At 75.4% G+C, this 19970-nt stretch carries 15 protein-coding genes; 11 read left to right on the top strand and 4 right to left on the bottom strand.

Annotated features, from left to right (window positions below):
* Positions 1-68: 68 nt before the first annotated feature.
* The 5 genes from ACW14Y_RS08070 (at position 69) to ACW14Y_RS08050 (ending at position 5985) form a co-directional block, all read left to right on the top strand.
* Positions 69-404 carry a hypothetical protein gene (locus tag ACW14Y_RS08070; protein WP_380310179.1) on the top strand — a complete coding sequence of 112 codons (336 nt, stop codon included), beginning with the start codon at positions 69-71 and terminating at the stop codon, positions 402-404.
* Positions 405-483: 79 nt separating this feature from the next.
* The gene (locus tag ACW14Y_RS08065) at positions 484-2145 is read left to right on the top strand and encodes a beta-N-acetylhexosaminidase (protein WP_456986358.1); all 1662 of its coding nucleotides are present in this window, start codon (positions 484-486) and stop codon (positions 2143-2145) included.
* 109 nt (positions 2146-2254) lie between these two features.
* Positions 2255-3331: a class I SAM-dependent methyltransferase gene (locus ACW14Y_RS08060; RefSeq protein WP_380438665.1), complete on the top strand. Its 1077-nt coding sequence runs from the start codon at positions 2255-2257 to the stop codon at positions 3329-3331.
* 66 nt (positions 3332-3397) lie between these two features.
* Positions 3398-4270 (top strand): sulfurtransferase, encoded by an 873-nt coding sequence (locus tag ACW14Y_RS08055; RefSeq protein ID WP_456986357.1) that lies wholly within the window; start codon positions 3398-3400, stop codon positions 4268-4270.
* Between the two features lie 176 nt (positions 4271-4446).
* Positions 4447-5985 (top strand): M1 family metallopeptidase, encoded by a 1539-nt coding sequence (locus ACW14Y_RS08050; protein WP_380310185.1) that lies wholly within the window; start codon positions 4447-4449, stop codon positions 5983-5985.
* An 84-nt stretch (positions 5986-6069) separates the two neighbouring features.
* Here ACW14Y_RS08050 and ACW14Y_RS08045 read toward each other — a convergent pair whose 3' ends face one another.
* Entirely contained in the window at positions 6070-7446 is a 1377-nt protein-coding gene (locus ACW14Y_RS08045) for a condensation domain-containing protein (protein ID WP_456986356.1), read from the bottom strand.
* Positions 7447-7747: 301 nt separating this feature from the next.
* On the opposite strand from ACW14Y_RS08045, the gene ACW14Y_RS08040 reads away from it, so the two are divergent.
* From ACW14Y_RS08040 to ACW14Y_RS08030, 3 genes are all read left to right on the top strand, one after another.
* Positions 7748-8188: a hypothetical protein gene (locus tag ACW14Y_RS08040; RefSeq protein WP_380310189.1), complete on the top strand. Its 441-nt coding sequence runs from the start codon at positions 7748-7750 to the stop codon at positions 8186-8188.
* A gap of 316 nt (positions 8189-8504) precedes the next feature.
* Positions 8505-9272 (top strand): SDR family oxidoreductase, encoded by a 768-nt coding sequence (locus ACW14Y_RS08035; protein WP_380392728.1) that lies wholly within the window; start codon positions 8505-8507, stop codon positions 9270-9272.
* A 168-nt stretch (positions 9273-9440) separates the two neighbouring features.
* Positions 9441-11447 carry a flavin monoamine oxidase family protein gene (locus ACW14Y_RS08030; protein WP_380392725.1) on the top strand — a complete coding sequence of 669 codons (2007 nt, stop codon included), beginning with the start codon at positions 9441-9443 and terminating at the stop codon, positions 11445-11447.
* Between the two features lie 119 nt (positions 11448-11566).
* Here the strand turns inward: ACW14Y_RS08030 and ACW14Y_RS08025 are convergent, their stop codons facing one another.
* Entirely contained in the window at positions 11567-12379 is an 813-nt protein-coding gene (locus ACW14Y_RS08025; RefSeq protein ID WP_380392722.1) for a class I SAM-dependent methyltransferase, read from the bottom strand.
* A gap of 275 nt (positions 12380-12654) precedes the next feature.
* Here ACW14Y_RS08025 and ACW14Y_RS08020 point away from each other — a divergent pair, with 275 nt between their 5' ends.
* Both ACW14Y_RS08020 and ACW14Y_RS08015 read left to right on the top strand, forming a co-directional pair.
* Positions 12655-13191 (top strand): DinB family protein, encoded by a 537-nt coding sequence (locus ACW14Y_RS08020; protein ID WP_380312490.1) that lies wholly within the window; start codon positions 12655-12657, stop codon positions 13189-13191.
* A 117-nt stretch (positions 13192-13308) separates the two neighbouring features.
* Positions 13309-13839, top strand: a complete 531-nt coding sequence (locus ACW14Y_RS08015) for a hypothetical protein (RefSeq protein ID WP_456986355.1) — start codon at positions 13309-13311, stop codon at positions 13837-13839.
* On the opposite strand, the gene ACW14Y_RS08010 is transcribed toward ACW14Y_RS08015, so the two are convergent.
* The gene (locus ACW14Y_RS08010; RefSeq protein WP_456986354.1) at positions 13828-17028 is read right to left on the bottom strand and encodes a BTAD domain-containing putative transcriptional regulator; all 3201 of its coding nucleotides are present in this window, start codon (positions 17026-17028) and stop codon (positions 13828-13830) included. The genes ACW14Y_RS08015 and ACW14Y_RS08010 overlap by 12 nt on opposite strands.
* Before the next feature lie 674 nt (positions 17029-17702).
* Between ACW14Y_RS08010 and ACW14Y_RS08005 the strand changes: the two genes are divergently transcribed.
* Positions 17703-18449, top strand: coding sequence for a hypothetical protein (locus tag ACW14Y_RS08005; protein ID WP_380438675.1), 747 nt, complete (start codon positions 17703-17705; stop codon positions 18447-18449).
* 120 nt (positions 18450-18569) lie between these two features.
* On the opposite strand, the gene ACW14Y_RS08000 is transcribed toward ACW14Y_RS08005, so the two are convergent.
* Positions 18570-19748 (bottom strand): Cmx/CmrA family chloramphenicol efflux MFS transporter, encoded by a 1179-nt coding sequence (locus ACW14Y_RS08000; RefSeq protein ID WP_456986353.1) that lies wholly within the window; start codon positions 19746-19748, stop codon positions 18570-18572.
* Positions 19749-19970: the final 222 nt, after the last annotated feature.

Genomic DNA, 19970 nt, shown 5'->3' with positions numbered 1-19970 from the left:
GGGGCCCTTAGGGTGATACCGCACTATTCCCCCGGTGCCGTCGAGTACCGCCCGAAAGGTCCCCCGTCATGCGTCTCCGCAACACCCTGCTCGCCGCCACGAGCGCGATCGGCCTCGTCCTCGCCGTCCCGGTCTCCGCCAACGCCGCCGACGGCGTGTTCCGCTACACCTACCGGGCCGACGGCTCCGAACACCGCGGCGAACTGGTCGACCCCAAGGCCGAGGAGTGCGTCGACGTCAAGGGAGCCACCGACCAGGACGCCGCCTACGCACCCGTCAACCGCACCAACGGGAGCGCCGTCGCCTTCCTGGACTTCGGCTGCGTCGGGGACGTCTACCGGGTGCTGGACCCGGGCGCCTCGGCCGGTCGGCGGCTGCACTTCCGCTCGGTGCTGTTCTCCTGAGGCCGCCGACTTCGGCGAAATGCGGGACAGTTCGGCGATTGGTTGAGACCATTCCGGTGAAACGACACCGGGAGCGTCCGTGCCGAGAGGAATCGCCGGGCTGTCCGCCCGGACCCGCGTACTTCTGACCGTCCTCTGCGTCCTCGCCCTGACCGCCGTCGGCCTCGGCCTCCAGCGCGTGCTCGGGTCGTCCCACGACGCCACCGCCGCCCGGCCCGTCCCCGCCGGACCGCGCACCGCCGACCGGATCGTCCCGGTGCCGCTCTCCGTCACCCCCGGCAGCGGCCCCGGCTACCGGCTCACCGACCGCACCGTGATCCGGACCGCCCCGGCGGCGGAGGCGGTGGAACGGCAGGCCGGGGAGGTGCGGGGGATCGCCGAGCGGCTCGCCGAGGCGCTGCGCCGCCCCACCGGACTGCCCCTCCCGGTGGTGGAGCCCAGCGCGGGCGACGGCATCGCCCTGGCACTCGACCCCGCGCTCCCCGGGGCCACCGGCACCGAGGGCTACCGGCTGACCGCCGACGCCGACGGGGTGCGGATCACCGCCCGCAGCCCCGAGGGCCTGTTCCGGGGCACCCAGACGCTCCGGCAGCTGCTGCCGCCGCAGGTCGAGAGCCCGACCCCGGTGGCCGACGGCACCGAGTGGACGCTCGCCCCGGTGACCGTCGAGGACCGCCCGCGCTACGCCTACCGGGGCGCGATGCTCGACGTCGCCCGGCACTTCTTCACCCCGGCCGAGGTCAAGGGCTTCGTCGACCGCCTCGCGCTGTACAAGCTCAACCGCCTGCATCTGCACCTGACCGACGACCAGGGCTGGCGGATCGAGGTCCCGGCCCGGCCCGCGCTGACGGCGGTGGGCGCGACCAGCGAGGTCGGCGGCACCCCCGGCGGGTTCTACACCGCGGCCGACTACCAGGAGATCGTCCGCTACGCGCAGGAGCGCTACCTGACCGTCGTCCCGGAGATCGACCTGCCGGGCCACAGCAACGCGGCCCTGGCCGCCTACCCCGAGCTGGACTGCACGGGCAGCGCCCGCCCCTGGCCGTACACCGGGATCGAGGTCGGCTTCTCCACGCTCTGCCCGACCGGTGACGCGGTGTTCTCCTTCACCCGGGACGTGGTCACGGAGCTGGCCCGGCTCACCCCGGGGCCGTACCTCCACCTCGGTGGCGACGAGGTGAAGGGGATAGCCCCGGCCGAGTACGCGGAGTTCGTCCGGCGGGTCGGCGAGCAGGTGCGCGCGGCCGGGAAGACCCCGGTCGGCTGGAACCAGGCCGCGCCGGGCGGGATCGGGCTGCTGCAGTTCTGGGACGGCCGGGCCGGGCGCGACACCGAACTGCGGGAGGCCGCCGAACGCGGCGCCGAGGTGATCATGTCGCCGTCCGGCCGCAGCTACCTGGACATGAAGTACGAGTCGACCTATCCGCTCGGCCTGGTCTGGGCCGGCACCGTCGAGGTCAGGACCGCGTACGACTGGGACCCGGACACCCTGCTGCCGCTGCGGGCGGGCTCGGTCGTCGGCGTCGAGGCCCCGCTGTGGACCGAGACCCTGGACACCCCCGGCGAGCTCGACCTGATGCTGCTGCCCCGGCTGCCCGCGCTCGCCGAGCTGGGCTGGTCGCCCCGGGACAGCCACGACTGGGGGCGGTTCAAGGGCCGCCTCGCCGAGGAGGGCGCCCGCTGGGAGGCCGCCGGCTACGCCTACGAGCGGCGGCACGAGGTGCCCTGGCCGGCCCGGTAGCGGTCGCCGGTGGCCGCCGCCGGCCGCCGGGGATGGGGGATCGCGCACGAACGGCGTAGCGTGGCCGGGGGAGGGGTTCGCGCAGTCCCGACACGGCGCAGGAGGAACGATGTCCGAACGGGAACCGGACCCGGCGGAGCAGGAGGAGTTCGCGGGTCGCGTACTGCAGGTGCTCAACGACGCCTGCCTGGGATTCATGGCCAGTCTCGGCCACCGGACCGGGCTCTTCGACACCATGGCCGGCCTGCCGCCGTCGACCGTCGAGGACGTGGCCGCCGCGGCCGGACTGGACGCGCGCTACGTCCGGGAGTGGCTGGGCGCGATGGTGGTCGGCGGCTTCGTCGAGTACGAGCCGAAGCAGCGCACCTACCGGCTGCCGCCGGAGCACGCCGCCTCGCTGACCCGGGCGGCCGGGCCGGAGAACCTGGCCGGGATGATGCAGTACCTCGCCCTGTTCGGCGAGGTCGAGGACGGGATCGTCGAAGCCTTCCGCACCGGCGGCGGACTGCCGTACTCGGCCTACCCGCGCTTCCAGGAGCTCCAGGCCGAGGAGAGCGCGGCCGGCTACGACCTGTCGCTGGTGGACGCCGTGGTGCCGCTGGTGCCCGGCCTCGCCGAGCGGCTGCGGGCCGGGATCGACGTGGTGGACATCGGCACCGGGCAGGGCCACGCCGTCAACGTCCTGGCCAGGGCCTTCCCGGCCAGCCGGTTCACCGGGACGGACATCTCCGAGCAGGGCATCGGCGCGGCCAAGGCCGAGGCCGCCGCGCACGGACTGGACAACGCCCGCTTCGAACTCGCCGACTCGGCCGACCTGACCGGCGGGTACGACCTGGTGACCGCCTTCGACGTGGTCCACGACCTGGCCCGCCCCGACCGCACCCTGCGGGCCGTCGCCGGGGTGCTGCGGCCCGAGGGCGTCTTCCTGATGGGCGACATCGCCGCCAGCAGCCTGCTGGAGGACAACATCGACCACCCGCTCGCCCCGGCGCTGTACACCTTCTCGACCTTCTACTGCATGACGGTCTCGCTCGGCGAGGGCGGCGCCGGGCTGGGCACCGTCTGGGGCGAGCAGACCGCGCGCCGGATGCTCGCCGAGGCCGGGTTCGGCTCGGTGGACGTGTCGCGGATCGACGGCGATCCGCTCAACCAGTACTACGTGGCGCGGCTGGCCGTCGCGGCGTAGCGCCCGCCCCGGCCGGGAGCGGCCCGGCGGGGACAGGCCCTGAGGCCCGAGCGAAGGAGGGCGTCGATGACCGGCAACGGCTACGCACACCCCGAGGCACTGGTCGGCACCGAGTGGCTGGCCCGGCACCTCGACGACGGCACGCTCCGCGTGGTCGAGGTGGACGAGGACAACGGCGCCTACGAACGCGGCCACGTGCCCGGCGCGGTCGGCTGGAACTGGGCCACCGATCTGCACAGCCCGGTCGGGCGCGACTACGTGGACCGCGCGGGCGTCGAGCACCTGCTGCGCGCGGCCGGGGTCGAGCAGGACACCACCGTGGTGCTGTACGGCGGCAACAACAACTGGTTCGCCGCCTACGCCTTCTGGCTGCTGCGGCTGCGCGGCTTCGGTCCGGTGCGGCTGCTGGACGGCGGGCGGAAGAAGTGGGAGCTGGAGGGGCGGGAGCTGACCGCGGAGGTGATGGACCACCAGCACAGCCCGTACCGGCTGACCGGGCCCGAGCACCCGGAGGTGCGGGCGATGCGGGACGAGGTCCTGGCGAAGGCGGAGGTCTTCGCCAAGCCCGGTTCGGACGCGGTGCTGGTGGACGTCCGCTCGCCGGCCGAGTACCGGGGCGAGGCGCTGGCCCCGGCGCACCTGCCGCAGGAGCAGGCCCAGGTGCCCGGGCACATCCCGGGCGCCGTCAACATCCCCTGGTCGCAGGCGACCAGGGAGGACGGGACGTTCCGGTCGGCGGAGGAGCTGCGGGAGCTGTACGGCGGGCGGGGCGTCGGGCCGGAGCAGGAGGTGATCGCCTACTGCCGGATCGGGGAGCGCTCGGCGCACACCTGGTTCGCGCTGACCGAGCTGCTCGGCTTCGAGCACGTCAAGAACTACGACGGGTCGTGGACCGAGTACGGCTCGCTGGTCCGGGCGCCGGTGGCGCTGGGCGCCTGACGGGGCGGCAGCCGGCCTGCGGCCGCGGGGGCATGACGCCGGGTCACGACTGGGCCGCCCGGCCATTTCGGCCTGTTTCTTCTCATGAACATTTCATCATTCAGGCGTAGGACCGGGTTCGTTGGGACAAGGATCGATCCGACCAGTTGTCCCAGTGACCCCTGTGGAGGACCCCTGTGCGCAAGAGGCTGATCGTCTCTGCCGCTGCCGGCGCGCTCGCCCTGCTCCTGTCCGTCCCCGCCTCCGCCGCCCAGGCCGGCCCGGGCGCGGCGGGCATCGGCGATCCCTACTACCCGAACGCCGGCAACGGCGGCTACGACGTCTCGCACTACGACATCCGGCTCAAATACCAGCCCGCCACCGACGAGCTGGAGGGCACCACCACCGTCCTGGCCACCGCCACCCAGGACCTCACCCGCTTCAACCTCGACTTCGTGCTCAGCGTGAAGGAGGTGCTGGTCAACGGCCGGGCCGCCAAGTTCACCACCAGCGGCGAGCAGGAGCTGGTGATCACCCCGTCCCGCACCGTCGCCAAGGGCAGCCCGCTCACCGTGGTCGTCCGCTACGCCGACAAGCCGGGCGAGGTCGAGCGCGGCGGGTACTCCGCCTGGCTGCGCACCCCCGACGGCGGGGTGGCCGCCAACGAGCCCGAGGGCGCCGCCTGGTGGTTCCCGGCCAACGACCACCCGACCGACAAGGCCACCTTCGACGTCTCGGTGCTGGTGCCGGAGGGCACCCAGGTGGTCAGCAACGGCACCCAGACCACCAGCTCCCGGCCCGGCTGGACCCGCTACAACTACCGGCAGACCAAGCCGCAGGCCACCTACCTGGCCACGCTGGCGATCGGGAAGTTCGACATCCGCAAGGACACCACCGACGGCGGGCTGCCGGTCATCACCGCCTACAGCCCGGACCTCGGCGTCAACCTCGGCGCGGCGCAGGCCAGCGTCGAGCGGACCGGCGAGCTGACCGACTGGCTGAGCACGGTGTTCGGCCCCTACCCGTTCGACACCGTGGGCGGCTACGTGCCCAATGTGCCGACCGGCTACGCGCTGGAGACCCAGGGCCAGGTCTTCTACAGCCCCGCGCAGTTCGCGCGCGGCGCCAACACCTCGGTGGTGGCGCACGAGCTGGCCCACCAGTGGTACGGCGACAGCGTCTCGGTGCAGCGCTGGAGCGACATCTGGCTCAACGAGGGCTTCGCCCGGTACGCGCAGTGGCTCTGGTCGGAGCACGAGAACGAGGGCACCGCGCAGGAGCTGGCCGACTACGTCTACAACAACTACGCGGCCGACAACGCGTTCTGGTCCGTGCGGCCGGGCGACCCGGGCCCGGACCACCAGTTCGCCGGTGCGGTCTACGACCGGGGCGCGATCGCCATCCAGGCGCTGCGCAACACGGTCGGGGAGGACAAGTTCTTCGCGATCCTGAAGGGGTGGCCGACCGAGCGCAAGTACGGCAACGCCACCATCCCGCAGTTCCAGGCCTACGCGGAGAAGATCTCCGGCAAGCCGCTGGGCGCGCTGTTCAACACCTGGCTGTTCACGGCCGGGAAGCCGGCGGTGGGCTCGTCCGGCGCGCCGGCCGCCTCGGCGCTCGCGGCGGCGCCCGGGGTCGCGGCCCTCGCCCCGGGGGCGTCGGCGGCGGCTCCGGCGCAGCCGAAGTCCTGGCAGAAGATCCAGGACACCAACGCGGTGCACGAGCACCGGGGCTGACGGTCCGGCGCCGGCGCGGAGCGGGCGCCGTCGGGGCCCGGTCGGCCGCCCACCACGGGGGCGGACGGCCGGGCCTCCGGGTTCTCAGGGGCGCAGTGCGCGCTCCTCGGTGAGGACGAGGTCCTCGACGCCGCGCAGGAAGCGCTCCATCGCGGGCCGGGGGAGCACCGAGGGGTCGGCCGTCATGGCGAGTTGCAGGGCGGTCGGGGTGCGCATCGCGTCCAGGGCGTAGGTGAGTCCGGGGCGCGGGTCGAAGTCGACCGGCCAGTCGAGGGTGGTGCCCCCGTCGGCCCCGCCGTCGGCGACCTCCTGGTCCGGGGCGGTGAGGCCGCCGGGGAGCAGGTCGCGGGTGTCGTTGAAGACGCAGGAGCGGTCGGCGAGCGGTACCCGGTCGGCGGTGAGGCGCTCGATCTCGGCGTCCAGCAGACGTCGGTCGTAGTAGGCGTGCCGGTAGGCGGCGATCGACGCGGCGTGGGTGCGGCGCACGGCCGCGCCGAACTCGCCGTCGGCGTCCTGGAGGTGGAGCAGGGCGTCACCGGCGACCACGCTCACCGCGTCGGTGAGGCCGGACAGGAAGCGGTTGTTGACCACCACCTGGAGCACCGCGTCCGGGCGGCCGGCCAGCCGGGCCGTCATGGCGGCGGTGGCCGCCAGCAGGACGGCGGAGGAGCCGGTCCGGTGGGCGGCGGCCACCGTGTCGACCGCGCGCAGCAGGGCGGGCGAGCTGAGGACGGCGTTCGGGAACCGGGCGGCGGGGTCGGCCGCCGGGGCGGGCGGGAACAGCCGGGCCGGGGCGGCGCGCAGCTTGCGCAGGGTGTGCGCGCGGGCGTTGGCGTCGCGCTTGAGGCCGCGCTCGGAGGTCTGGAACGCGGCCTCCTCCAGGGGCTGCTGGGTGGTCCGGCCGGCCCGGACCGCGGCCGGGTCGGCGCCCAGGGCGAGGGCGGTGAGGTCGCGGACCAGCAGGCCCATCCCGGTGCCGTCGACGGCGGTGTGGGAGAGCACCAGGGAGATGTGCCGGACCAGGCCGTCGGCCACGACCAGGCCGGCCCGGATCGGCCACTCGGTGCCGCAGTCGAAGGCACGGCCCGTCAGTTCCCGGTGCAGCGCCGCTCCGGCGGCGGTGAGCGCGGCGCGGTCGGTGCCGGCGGGGAGGTCGTGGACCACGGCGGGCAGGGTGCCGGTCGGGTCGACGGTCTGGCGCAGCCCGGGGCCGTCCGGTTCGGGGAGCAGCCGGGTGTGCAGGGAGTCGTGCAGGTGCAGCAGGTGCCCGAGGGCGTCCAGGACCACCGGGAGCGGCAGCCCGGGGTCGAGCGGGGTGGCGGTGCCGATGTTGTAGCGGGGGCGGTCGGCGGGGGCCAGGCGGTTGACGACGTCCCAGATGGCTCGCTGGCCCCAGGTGGCGGGGCCGCTGCCGGAGCGGCCGTCGGCGAAGGGTATCTCCAGTTGTCGACTCGTGGTCACCGTGGGGGTTCTCCGATGCGCTGGTGCGGATGCGGGGTGGTGGTGCGGGCGGGTGCGGTGGGAGCCGTCCCGGAGAGTCTGCGCTACGGCCGCGAAATCGCGCCAGAAGAAGGTCAATTCCGGTAAGGATCTTCGGAGCCCGGGCTACCGGTCGGTATTCCCGGTGGTGGCGTGGCAGCATCTCGCATGTGAGGCGTGACATTGCACATGTGACGTGCGATCACGTGTGACGTGCGATCACCTGCGGTGCCCGCCTCGCGAACGAACCCACCCTCCGTTCGTCCGAAGGAGAAGTACCGAGATGAAGCGATTCGCCGCGCTCCTCGCCACCGGCGCCGCGCTCTCCGCGCTGGCCGTCACCGGGGCCACCCAGGCCTCCGCGCAGACCACCGGCGGCCCCACCGGCCCCACCAAGAACTGCGTCGACGGGTTCCCGGGCGTCGTCAACCTGCGGCTCTGCGCCTCGGTGACCGGCGACCAGGTCGTGTTCTCCGGCTACGCGACCCCCGCCAGCGTCGCGTGGAACCCGCAGAAGGTCGCCTTCAACCTGACCGCCGGTGTCGTCGGCGGCGCCCTGATCGGGAGCGACTCGCCCTACGTGCTCATCCCCGGCGGCGGCATCCCGGTCGGCAACGTCTCCGGCACCGCGCCGTGCGGCTCCAGCGTCCAGGCCACGTTCAACGTGACCCAGTGGGGCTGGCCGCCGTCGACCGCCACCGTCACTGTGCCGGTCACCTGCTGATGAAGCACTGACCGGGGCCGGTCCCGCGGATCCTTCCGGGGCCGCGGCGAAATCGGCGGGACCGGCCCCGGTCCCCGGCACCTCGTGCCGCAGCGGTGCGGCTGCGCAGAGGTGCGGAGGCGCGGACGCGCAGAGGTGCGGACGCGCAGAGGTGCAGAGGTGCGGACGTGCGGAGGTGCGACGGCGCAACCAGGGTCTGCCGGACCCATGGTCCGCCGGACCCGGGTGGAACAGGGCCCTGGGTGGCGCGCGGCGGTGGGACCAGAGTGGTTCCCGTCAGGCCGTCGGCCGCCAACGAACCGCACCGGAGCAGAAGATGAACCACGCCGCCCCCGCCCTCGCCACCCGCACCGCCGTCGTCACCGGAGCCGCCAGCGGCATGGGTGAGGCCACCGCCCGGCTGCTCGCCGCCGGCGGGGCCCGGGTCGCCCTGCTGGCCCGCCGCGCCGAGCGGCTGGACGCCCTCGCCGCCGCGATCACCGCCGACGGCGGCCGGGCCCTCGCCGTCACCGCCGACGTCACCGACCAGTCCTCGGTGGACGCCGCCGTCCGGACCGTGCACGACACCTGGGGCCCGGTCGACCTGGTGGTCAACAACGCCGGGGTGATGCTGCCCAACCCGCTCGCGGACGGGCGGATCGACGAGTGGACCCGGATGATCGACACCAATCTGACCGGGGCGCTGCGGATCGTCCGCGCCTTCTCCGCCGACCTCGTCGCGGCCGCCGCCGAGGGCCGCGCCGCCGACCTGGTCAACGTCTCCTCCATCGCCTCCCACGTGCTGTTCCCCGACTACGCCGTCTACGGGGCCACCAAGGCGGCGCTCACCCAGCTGTCCGCCGCGCTGCGCACCGAACTCGGCCCCCGGGACGTGCGGGTCTCCGCGATCGAGCCCGGGCTCACCGACACCGAGCTCGGCGGGCACATCGACAACCCGGTGCTGCGCGCGCAGCTGGACGGGATGTTCGAGGCGATGCCCGCGCTGACCGCCGAGGACATCGCCGAGCTGATCGCCTTCACCGTCACCCGCCCGCGCCATGTGAACCTCCGTCATCTGGTGGCCCTGCCGACCCGGCAGGCCTGAGCGTCGGGGCGGGGCCGGGCGTCGGGGCGGGCCTGAGCGTCAACGCAGGTCCGGGCGTCAAGGCGGGGCGCGCGGCTTGACGCGATCGGGTGGCGGATACATCCCGTCCGGGTGACAGCGGCTCCGTCGGGCCGTTCGTGCGCCAAGAAGCGCCAAGAGTGGTGCGCCATGACCACTGAAGATTTGGACGTATCCCGCCCGGGCCCGGCCGGCGCCGTGTCCGGGCCGGCCCGGCGGTCGGTCGTCACGGCGACCGGCGTGTCGGTGCTCGCCGCCGGCCTCGCCTCGGCCGCCGCCGTTCCGGCCGCCGCGCTCGCCCCCGCGGCCCCGCCGACCGTGCCGCCCGCGGCCGACCCGCCCGCCGCCGCGCCGCCGGCCGTGCCGCCCGGCACCGACGACGAGGCGTACACGACGGTCGCCCGGGCCATCGCCGTCCACGACGACCTCGACCGACCGCTCGTCCCGGGCTATCGGGAGATCGTCCGGAACGGCCTGCCGCCGGGGCGGGCCCGGGGGACCAAGCGGGTGCTGGTCGTCGGCGCCGGACCGGCCGGACTGCTCGCCGCCGACCTGCTCAACCGGGCCGGGCACGACGTGGTCGTGATCGAGGCCAACGGCAACCGCGTCGGCGGCCGGATCAAGACCTTCCGCAAGGGCGGCCACGAGAACGCCGCCCAGCCCTTCGCCGACCCGCTGCTGTACGCCGAGGCCGGGGCGATGCGGCTGCCCGAGAGCCACCCGCTGGTGATGGAACTGCTCGACAAGTACCGGCTGCCGAAGCAGGAGTTCCTGCTGGTGGACGTCGACCCGGGGAACCCCGCGCAGCGGACCAACCGCACCTGGATCCACGTCAACGGGCTGCACGTCCGGCGGGCCGACTACGAGCGGGACCCCTCGGCGGTCAACGAGTCCTTCGGCGTCACCGGTCCGAACCGGGCCAGGACCGCCGCCGCGATCTACGCCGAGGCGCTGGAGGGAGCGCTGGCGCTCGTCCGGGGCAAGGAGGGGGCGGCACTGGTGGAGGGCTGGACCACCGTGCTGCGCCGGTACGGGCACTGGTCGATGTACCGGTACCTCACCGAGCAGGGCCGGCTCGACACCAGGACGATCGACCTGATCGGCACCGTCCAGAACGTGACCTCGCGGCTGCACCTCTCCTTCGTGCACAGCTTCCTGTCCGCCGCGCTGATCGACCCGAGGACGAGGTTCTGGGAGATCGAGGGCGGCACGGCGAAGCTCGTCGACGCCCTGTACGCGGCGGTCAAGGGGAAGGTGCGGTTCGACCGGCGCGCGGTGCGGATCGACCGGCAGGGCGGCAAGGTCCGGGTGCACACCGTCTCCGAGGACGGCGGGACCGGCCGCGGAGGGGTCGCCGAGGTCTTCGAGGGGGACGAGGCGATCGTCACCGTCCCCTTCGCCGGGCTGCGGCACGTCACCTTCGACCCGCCGCTGGGCTACGGCAAGCGGCGGGCGGTCACCGAACTCCACTACGACGCCGCGACCAAGGTGCTGCTGGAGTTCTCCCGCCGCTGGTGGGAGTTCACCGAGGAGGACTGGCGGGCCGCGCTGGACTCGGTGGAGCCCGGTCTCTACGAGAAGTACCGGCAGGACAAGGTGCCCGACGGGCGGTACCTCGGCGCCCACGGTTCGGTGAAGGCGCTGGGGGTGAGTGTCCCCGGCGAGCTGCGGGAGTGCTTCGCGGCCTTCCGCCCGGTCGGCGGCGACCCGCCGGCCGCCCGGGTGCGCGGCGGCGGCGCGGTGACCGACAACGCCAACCGGTTCGTCTACTTCCAGCCCGACCACCCGGTGAAGGGCAGCGAGGGCGGCGTGGTGCTGGCCTCCTACAGCTGGGCGGACGACGCGCTGAAGTGGGACGCCTACGCCGACGAGGAGCGCTACCTGCGGGCGCTGGCCGGGGTGCAGGCCGTCTTCGGCCGCCGCTGCGAGGTCTTCTCCACCACCAAGGGCAGGACGCAGTCGTGGATGCGTGACCACTACGCCTACGGGGAGGCCTCGGTGCTGCTGCCGGGCCAGCACACCGAGCTCTTCCCCGACATCCCCGGTTCGGAGGGGCCGCTGCACTTCGCGGGGGACCACACCTCGACCAAGCCGGCCTGGATCGAGGGCGCGCTCGAGTCGGCCGTCCGGAGCGCGCTGCTGGTGCACACGGGCTGACCCGTCGGCCGACCGGGGCCGGGCCGACCGGGGCAGGGCCGGGTCGGGGCGATCCCCGCGGCGTGCGGGGATCGCTCGGGGGCTGGGTGCCGGGGTGACAGAGTGCCGTGGTGCCGCGGTCAGCGGCGGGTGGCGGTGAGCAGGTAGTAGTCCAACAGGCCGTCCCGCCAGGCGGGGAGGAAGTTGCGGGTCCAGTGGCCGGGCGGGACGGTGCCTTCGAGATAGCGGTCGAGGCCGGGCCAGACGTCCGGGCCGATGGACTCGGTGGTGACCTCGGCGAAGCCGGCCGCCCCGAGGTCGGTCGTGAAGCCGTCCAGTGGGTGGGGCACGTCCAGTCCGTTGGCGAAGCTGCCGAGCAGGATGCTCAGCCGCTCGGCGACCTCGGGCCCCTCGGCGGAGAAGAAGGTGGTCACCACCAGCCGGCCGCCGGGGCGCAGCACCCGGGCCGCCTCGTGGGCGAAGCCGGTCAGCTCGCGGAAGTGCTGGGCCGCCTCGACCGAGTACAGGCCGTCCAGCGAGGCGCCCGCGAAGGGCAGGTCGTCGGCGGAGCCCAGGGTGTAGCCGAGCCGGTCCGGGAAGGTGGCCAGCGCCTTGGCGTTGACGGCGCGGGCGCGTTCGATCTGGTCGGGGTGGATGTCGACCCCGGTGACGGCGGCGAACCGGAACTCGCAGAGCGCGAGCGCCGCGCCCAGCCCGCGCCCGCAGCCCACCTCGCCCAGCCGCAGCGACTCGGCCGGTCCGGGGAAGGCGCGCAGCACCCGGCGGTAGAGGTTCTCCTGACTGCGGACCCGGTCCTCGGTCGTCGGGTCGGTGGTGCGGATGCCGCTCCAGTCGCCGAAGTTGATGAATCCGCCCGCGAAGGAGGCGGCCTGCGAGAGGTCGTCGGCGCCGTAGGTCTGGCGTACCGGTCCTGGGATGCGGTCCTGGTTCATGGCTCGCTCGGGCTCCTCGTGTGTCGTGGCGACGGCCGGGTGAAGGCGGTGGCCGGGGTGACGGCGCGGGCGGGGAAGGGCCGGTGGACCGGGCTCCCGCGGGCGCGCGCCGCAGTACGTACCCAAACCGGCCGCTGGTGGAACTACCCGAAGGAAGTGGTTTCGGGAGGGGAGGAGCAGGTCAGGAGGGGCAGGTGGGAAATGGGTGGGCGGAAGAGGAGCGGGCTGGGAGACTGGGCGCCGATCGTTCGGGTCCGACGGAAACGGGGAGTGTCATGGGGATGGGGACGGGCGCGGGGAGCGGTGCGGGGGACGGGCGGATCGCGCCGCCGCTGACCGGGGGCGAGCGCGAGACGCTGCGGGCCTTCCTGGACTTCCACCGGGCCACGCTGGCGATGAAGTGCGCCGGGCTGACGGACGAACAGCTGCGACTGCGGTCGAGCCCGCCGTCGACCCTGACCCTGCTCGGGCTGGTGCGCCACATGGCGGAGGTCGAGCGGACGTGGTTCCGGCGGGTCATCGACGGGGAGGACGTCCCGCTGGTGTGGTCGGCGGAGGGCGACTTCCAGGCCGCCTACGAAGCGGACGGGGCGGACCGGGCCGAGGCCTTCGCGGCCTGGGAGACGGAGGTGGAGCACGCCCGGCGGATCGAGCGGGAGGCGGAGTCGCTGGACGTCACCGGGTACCAGGCGCGCTGGCAGGAGGACGTGTCGCTGCGGCTGGTGATGCTGCACCTGATCCACGAGTACGCGCGGCACAACGGGCACGCGGACTTCCTGCGGGAGGCGATCGACGGGGAGGTCGGCGCGTAGGTCGGCGCGCGGGTCGGCGCGCAGGTCGGCGCGTCGTCGGGCGGTCCCGCCGGGCCGGGGCCGGGGTGCCGGTGAACGCGCGACGGGGTGCGGGCCGTATCCGTCACCGTGACAGTGATGACCTCGGGACGCGGTGCTGGCAAGCTGGCCGCCATGGCGGAAGCGGTGGGTGAGGCGGGAGTCCGGGAGCTGGTCGCGGGGTGGCTCGCGGCGGAGCGGCCCGGCGAGGAGGGGCCCGGCGGCGGGGAACCGGCCGACGGCGGGTGGGCGGTGCCCCCGGCCGCCGGGGCGGTGGTGGTCGCGGCCGCCCGGCGGCTGGCCGGGGCCGGTCCTGGGCCGGGCGGTACGCCGTCGCCGGCGCCGGAGGGGCTGCGGCTGATCGCCGAGGCCCTGGTGGTGGACGAGCACCCGTCGGCGGGGGCGTGGACGGAGCGGGAGCGGGCGGAGGCCGTGGAGTGGGTGGCGCTGCTGCTCGACCGCTTCGGGGAGGACGGCGTCACGATGCTGACGGCCGAACTGGCCGGGGAGGCGCGGTCGGCGGGCTCGGCGCGGTCGGTCGGGTCGACGGGCCCGGCCGGGGGGTCCGGGGTGGGGGACCCGGGGTCCGGGGTGGGGGACCCGGGGTCCGGACGCGCCTCAGCCGGCTAACACCGCCAGCCGCCGGTCCAGTTCGCCGACCACCGAGGTGTCGCCGAGCCGCCCGTACAGTCCGCGTGCCGCCCGCAGGGTGCCGACGGCCTCCGGGGTGCGGCCGGTCGCCAGCAGGAAATCGGCGAAGTGGCGTTCGGCCACCGCCTGCAGATGGACGGCGCCGGCGAACCGGCAGCGCTCCACCGTCTGCCGCCAGGCCTCCTCGGCCTCGCCGTACCGGCCGAGCAGCTGCAGGGCGTGCGCCTCGTTGACCATCGCGGAGAGGTGGAAGACGGCCAGCGGGTGCTCGGCGAGCAGGGCCCTGGCCTCCCGGGCGCGGCGCAGTGCCTGGGCCGGTTCGCCGGCCAGCCCGTACAGGCCGGCGGTGTTGCTGAGCGCGTAGGGGGCGTGCTCGGCGTGGCCGTGCGTCTCGGCCAGGGCGATCGCCCGCTCGCCCAGCCGGACCGCCTCGTCGGGTCGGCCGCCTGCCGCCGTGGTCACGGCCAGCACGGTGAGCGCCTGCACCCGGACGGCGTCGTCGGTGCCGGAACTGCGGTCGACCGCCCGGAGGGCCAGCCGGTGCGCCTCCGCCGTCCGGCCCCGGCCGCTCAGGGCGCGGGCCGTCACGGCCTCCATCGCGGCCACCGCGGCCGGATCGCCGGTGCGGCCGGCCGCGTCGAGTCCGGTCCGCAGGCAGGCCAGCCGGTCCTGGCGGCGCCCGACGCTGTAGTAGAGCCCGTCGGCGCGGTAGGCGAGCCGCCAGGCGCGGTCGTGGTCGCCGGTCCCGGAGGCGGCGGCGACCAGGCCCCGGACGGCGGGCTCCTCGGCCTGGAACCAGTCCAGGATCGAGCGGACGGTGGGCAGATGGGGCCGGTCGGCGCGTCGGACGCCGGGCCTCGGTAGCGGGCCGCCGGGGCCCGGGCCGACGGAGCCGGGGCGGGTGGAGCCGGGGCCGGTGGGACCGGCGGCGCCCGGGGCGGGTTGGAGCAGGGCGGCGCCGTGGGCCACCGTCGCCAGGTAGTGGTCGGCGAGCGCGGCGGTGGCGGTGACGTGTTCGGACGCGTGCCGTTCGTCGAGGAGTTCGGCCCCGTAGAGCCGGACCAGGTCGCAGCGGAGGTAGCGGCCGGGCGCGATCTCGGTGAGCAGGTGGTGCGCGGCGAGGGCGGCCAGCGCGTCCCGGGCCTCGTCCGGGCCCGCGCCGAGCAGCGCGGCCGCGGCGGGGACGTCGGTCTCCCGGCCGGGGTGGACGGCGAGCAGGGCCAGCAGGTGGGCCGCCGTACCGCTCAGGTGGCGGAGCGACCGGTCCAGCGAGGCGCGCAGGCTGCTGCTGCCCCGGGTGCCCAGGGCGTGCAACCTGGTCCGCTCGTCGTCGAGTTCGGGCAGCAGGTCGGCGATCGCCCAGGCGGGGTGGGAGGCCAGCCGGGCGGCGACGATCCGCAGGGCGAGCGGCAGTCGGCCGCAGAGCTCGGCGAGCCGGGCGGCGGCCTCCGGTTCGGCGGCCACCCGGGGGCGGCCGAGCAGGTGCTCCAGCAGTCGCCCGGCCTCCTCGGCGGGCAGCGGGCCGAGGCGCAGCAGGGCGGCGCCCTCGGTGACCACGAGGTCCTCCAGGGTGCTGCGGCTGGTCACCACGGTCGCGCAGCCGGGACCGGCGGGCAGCAGGTCGGTGAGGTCCCCGGCGTCCGCGACGTCGTCCAGTACCACCAGCAGGCGGCGGCCGCGGCTGAGCGAGCGGTAGAGCGCGGCGCGGGCCGGGCGGTCGGCGGGCAGTTCGGACTCCGGTACGCCCAGGGCGTGGAGGAACCGGCCCAGGACGGCGGCGGGGTCGGCGGGGCGGCCCGGGCCGAAGGCGTTGAGGTCGGCGAAGAGCCGTCCGTCCGGGTAGGCGGCGGCCGCGTCGTGGGCCCAGCGGAGGGCGGTGGCGGTCTTGCCGGTTCCGGCCGGGCCGACCAGGACACCGAGCGCGGCGGCGCCGGGCGTGCCGGTGTCCGATGTGCCGGCGCCCGGTGTGCCGACGGCGGCCGCCTCGACGGCGTCCGGGTCGGTGCCGGCCGAGCCGCGCAAGCGGTCCGAGAGCCAGTCGAGTTCGGGGGTCCGGCCGACGAAACCGGCGGCCGGGCGGGGGAGTTGGTCGGGGGTGGCGGCCGGGGTCGGGGTCGGGGGTGCGGGCGGTGCGGCGGGGGTGGTGACCGCGGGCGCGGACGTGGGCGCGGACACGGGCCGGGTGACGGCCGCGCGTGCGCCGTCGGAGGGGCGGGTGGACGACTTGCAGCTCGCGAACGGTGCCGCCGCGGGCGGCCGGACGGCCGGGGCGGCGGCGGTCGTCGCCGGGACCGGGGCGGCGGCCGGGCGGGCGGCGGCCGGTACGGTGCCGGGTCGGGGACGGCCGATGAGGCGGACCGGCCCCGGGGTCGTGCCCGTTCCCGCGCCCGCCGTGATCGCCGTCGTCGCCGCTGCCGGGCGCCGGGCCGGGTCGTCGGAGAGCACCCCCGACACCGCCGACCGCAGCGCGCTGCCCGGACCGACGCCGAGGTCGGCGGCGAGCCGGCGGCGGGTGCGGTGATAGGCGTTCAGGGCGTCCCAGGAGCGCCCGGACTGCTGCAGACAGAGCACCAGCCGCGCGGCCAGCGCCTCGTTCCACGGATCGGCCTCCGCGGCGCGGTCCAGCTCGGGCACGGCGTCCGCGCCCAGCCCGAGCCGGAGCAGGCGGTCGGCCCAGGCCTCCAGCGCGAGGGTCCGGTCCTTCCGCAGCCGGTCGGCGAGCGCGTCCCGCAGGTCGGTCTCGGGCAGGTCGGCGAGCGCGGAGGGCCCCTGCCACAGGGAGAGCGCCCGGCGCAGCAGCCCGGCGGCCGCCTCGTCGCCGTCCGGGGCGGTCCGGGCGGCGGCGTCGGCGACCAGCCGTTCGAACAGCAGCGAGTCCACCGCGTCCGCCGGGCCGTCCAGCCGGTAGCCGGGCGGCCGGGTGGAGAGGACCAGGCCCGAACCGGCGATCAGCTTGCGCAGCGCGGCGATGTGGCCCTGCAGTGCGGCCCGGGCCCGGCCGGCGGGCGCGTCCCCCCAGAGCAGTTCGAAGAAGCGTCCGACCGGGACGGTACGGCCGAGTTCGAGCGCCAGCAGGGCCAGCGTGGCGCGCCGCTTGGCGGCGGCGGGTTCGACGGACCGGCCGTCGGCGGTCCGCAGTTCCACCGGGCCCAGCAGCCGAACGAACACGGATCCTCCCTGGTGAGAGCGGGTGGACGAGGGTTTCCATCCCTGTGCGGGGCGCAGTCTAGCCACGCTGGAGGTTCGTCTTGTGACGTTCGGTGTGCGATTTCGGGAATGGTGGGTATCTGTCCGACCGGGGGGTTGACGGCAGCCCGTTCGTGGTCCCCGCGGGGGCGCGCGGGGGCGTCCCCCGGCCGGAAGCGGACGGTGTGTCCGCCCGGCGAGGCTCCGGGGCCGCTGTCGCGCCGCCGGTGAGGCACTGTCGTCCGCGTGCTGACGAAGGGGCCGCCGGGCGGGCCGGGTGCGGCGGCGGCGGGTGCGGGCGGTGGTGCGGGAGGGTCCGGCGGCGGCGACCGGGAGCCGAGGCCCGGGACCTGTGGCCCGGGAGCGGGGTCCCAGCGGCGCGGACCGTCCGGGCGGAGCGCGTGCCCGGCGGTTCGGGAGGTGTGCGCGATCGGGCCCGCCGGGATGCCCCAAGGGGAACCCCCGAACGGGGTCTCAGGACCGGCCGCGGGGCTCCGGGCGGACTCCCTGACGACCCGTCCCACGAGTTCAACGGACGGATGTCCATCCGGGGTTCACCTGCCGGCGGGAGATGAACCCGGGCGTCCGGACGACCCGTCGATCAGAGTGCGGGGCCGTCGCGGTTCCGAGAGCTTCGACCGCCGGGAAGGGCCACCATGCTGCGAATGAACGGGCCGCTGCGGATCACCGTCCTCGACAAGGACGCCTACTACGAGCAGCGCGCGGTGGTGCGCACCCCGTACGGCACGTTCGTGCTGGAGGGGAGGCCCGGGGCCTCGCTGGACGTGCAGGCCGAGGAGTGGGAGCTGGAGCTGCAGCACTGCGTGCCGGGCGCGGGCTGGCGGCCCAACGTCCGGGTGCTGCCGTACCCGTGGCAGACCTCCGGCGGCCTGCGCAGCCGGATCGTGCGCAGCAAGGACTGCGACTGGCCGAACGGCGACCCGACCGAGCGGAACTTCGTGCTGCGGCTGTCCGCGACGGTGGCGGAGCGTCCGGGCGCGGCCCCGGCCGCCGCCGAGGCGGTGGGCCCGGCGGTCCGCGGCGGTCTGCGGACCAGCTCCGGCACGGGGCCCGGCACGGTCGGCGGGGCGGTGCCCGGCGTTCCCGCGATGCCCGGTGTTCCCGCGATGCCCGCGGTGTCCCCGGCACCGGCCGCGCGGCCGGTGCCGGGGGTGCGGGCCGCGGAGGCCGGGCAGCGGGGTCTGCTGAACGCCGTCCCGGCGGAGGCGGGCCGGTTGGCGACGGGCCGGGTCGCCCCGGCGGTGTGGCCCGCGCCGACGGCCCGGGCGGTGCAGGGCCGGGCGCTGGAGGCCAGGCCGCTGCAGGCCCGGCCGGTGGAGGCCGAGCGGGCGGCGCCGGTGGCGGGTGGCGAGGCCCGGGAGGGTTGGGGGAGCGGCCGCTAGGGGTTGTCGGACAACCTCAGGGTGTGGCCGACCACGACGTCGGTGGCGCCCGCGCGGAGGCGTGGGACGGGAGGGCGGTCTCCGGCGGCGGGGTGACGCCCGACGGGGCGTCGGCGGGTGTCACCGGAGCACCTCGCTGCTCCGGTCGGTCGCGATCACAGCGCGCAGGGGGAACGCGACCAGCAGCGCGACCAGGACCAGGAGTCCGCTCGCCCAGAACGGTCCGAGGTCCCCGGCCGCTGTGCCGAGGGTCGTCGCGGCGACGAGGGGGCCGACGACGGCGCCCGTGTTCAGCGCGGCGGTCGCGCAGGAGCCGGCCAGGGTGGGCGCTGCCGTCGCCTCGTAGAGCACCCGCGTGATCAGCGTGCTCCCGAGCGCGAACGACAGCGCGCCCTGGACGAACACGAGGGCGAGCAGCGCGGTCGGCCTGTCGGCCAGCACGGCCAGGGCCGGCCAGCCGACGAGCAGCAGCGGACCGACGACCGCGACGACCGGACCGGGGCGCCGGTCGGACCACCGGCCGGCGACGGTCACCCCGGCGAAGGAGCCGGCGCCGAAGAGCGCCAGCACGACCGGGATCCACAGCTCGCCCAGCCCGGCGGTGCCGGTCACGACGGGGGCGAGGAAGGTGAAGCCGGCGAAGGTCGCCGCGTTCACCACGGCGCCGAGCAGCATGACCAGGAGCAGCCGCGGCCGTTTGAGCTGCGCGAGTTCCGACCGCAGGCCCGGGCCGTCGGCGGCGGCCTTCCGCCCCCGTCGCGCCGGGATCCCGGTGGCGATGCCGACGGCCGCGGGCAGGCAGACGGCGGCGACGGCCCAGAACGCGGCCCGCCAGCCGAACAAGGTGCCGAGCACCGCCCCGCCGGGGACACCGGCGACCGTGGCCACCGTGGTTCCCGACAGCAGGACGGCGAGCGCGCGTCCCTTCCGGTCGGGCGGGACCAGCGTGGTGGCGGTCGTCAGAGCCACGGCGAGGAACCCCGCGTAGGCGAGTGCCGCGACCACCCGGGTCGCCACCAGGAGCGGGAAGCTCGACGTGGCGGCACCGACGACGTGGGCGGCCATGAACACCAGGACGAACCCCGTGAGGGCGGAACGTCCGGGCCGGTGGCGGGCGAGCACGGCCACGAGCGGGGCACCGACGACCATGCCGACCGCGAAGGCCGAGGTGAGGGCGCCTGCTGTCCCGACCGTCACGTCGAGGTCGGGGGCGAGGTCCGGCAGGAGGCCGGCGAGCATGAACTCCGAGGTGCCCATGGCGAAGGCGGCCAGGGCGAGCAGATACAGCGGGAGGGGCATCGAGGGCTCCGGGGTGAGGAGAAGCACGGGAAGGTCAACCCGTCACCGCGGTCAGCACCCAGGGGCGCGCTCGTCCGGCCGCGGAACGCGGCGGGACGGCAGGACTACGAACTCAGTGGTTCAGGGGGCTGACGGCGTGACCGAAAGCCCCCACCGTGTCTGACTCGGGACTCGACATGGCCCGCACGGTACCCGAGCGGCGGCCGTCGGGGCACCCCGGTT

The organism is Kitasatospora sp. cg17-2 (assembly GCF_054031055.1).
Note: the sequence above shows the minus strand (reverse complement) of the source record. Positions and strands in the feature narration are given on the sequence as shown.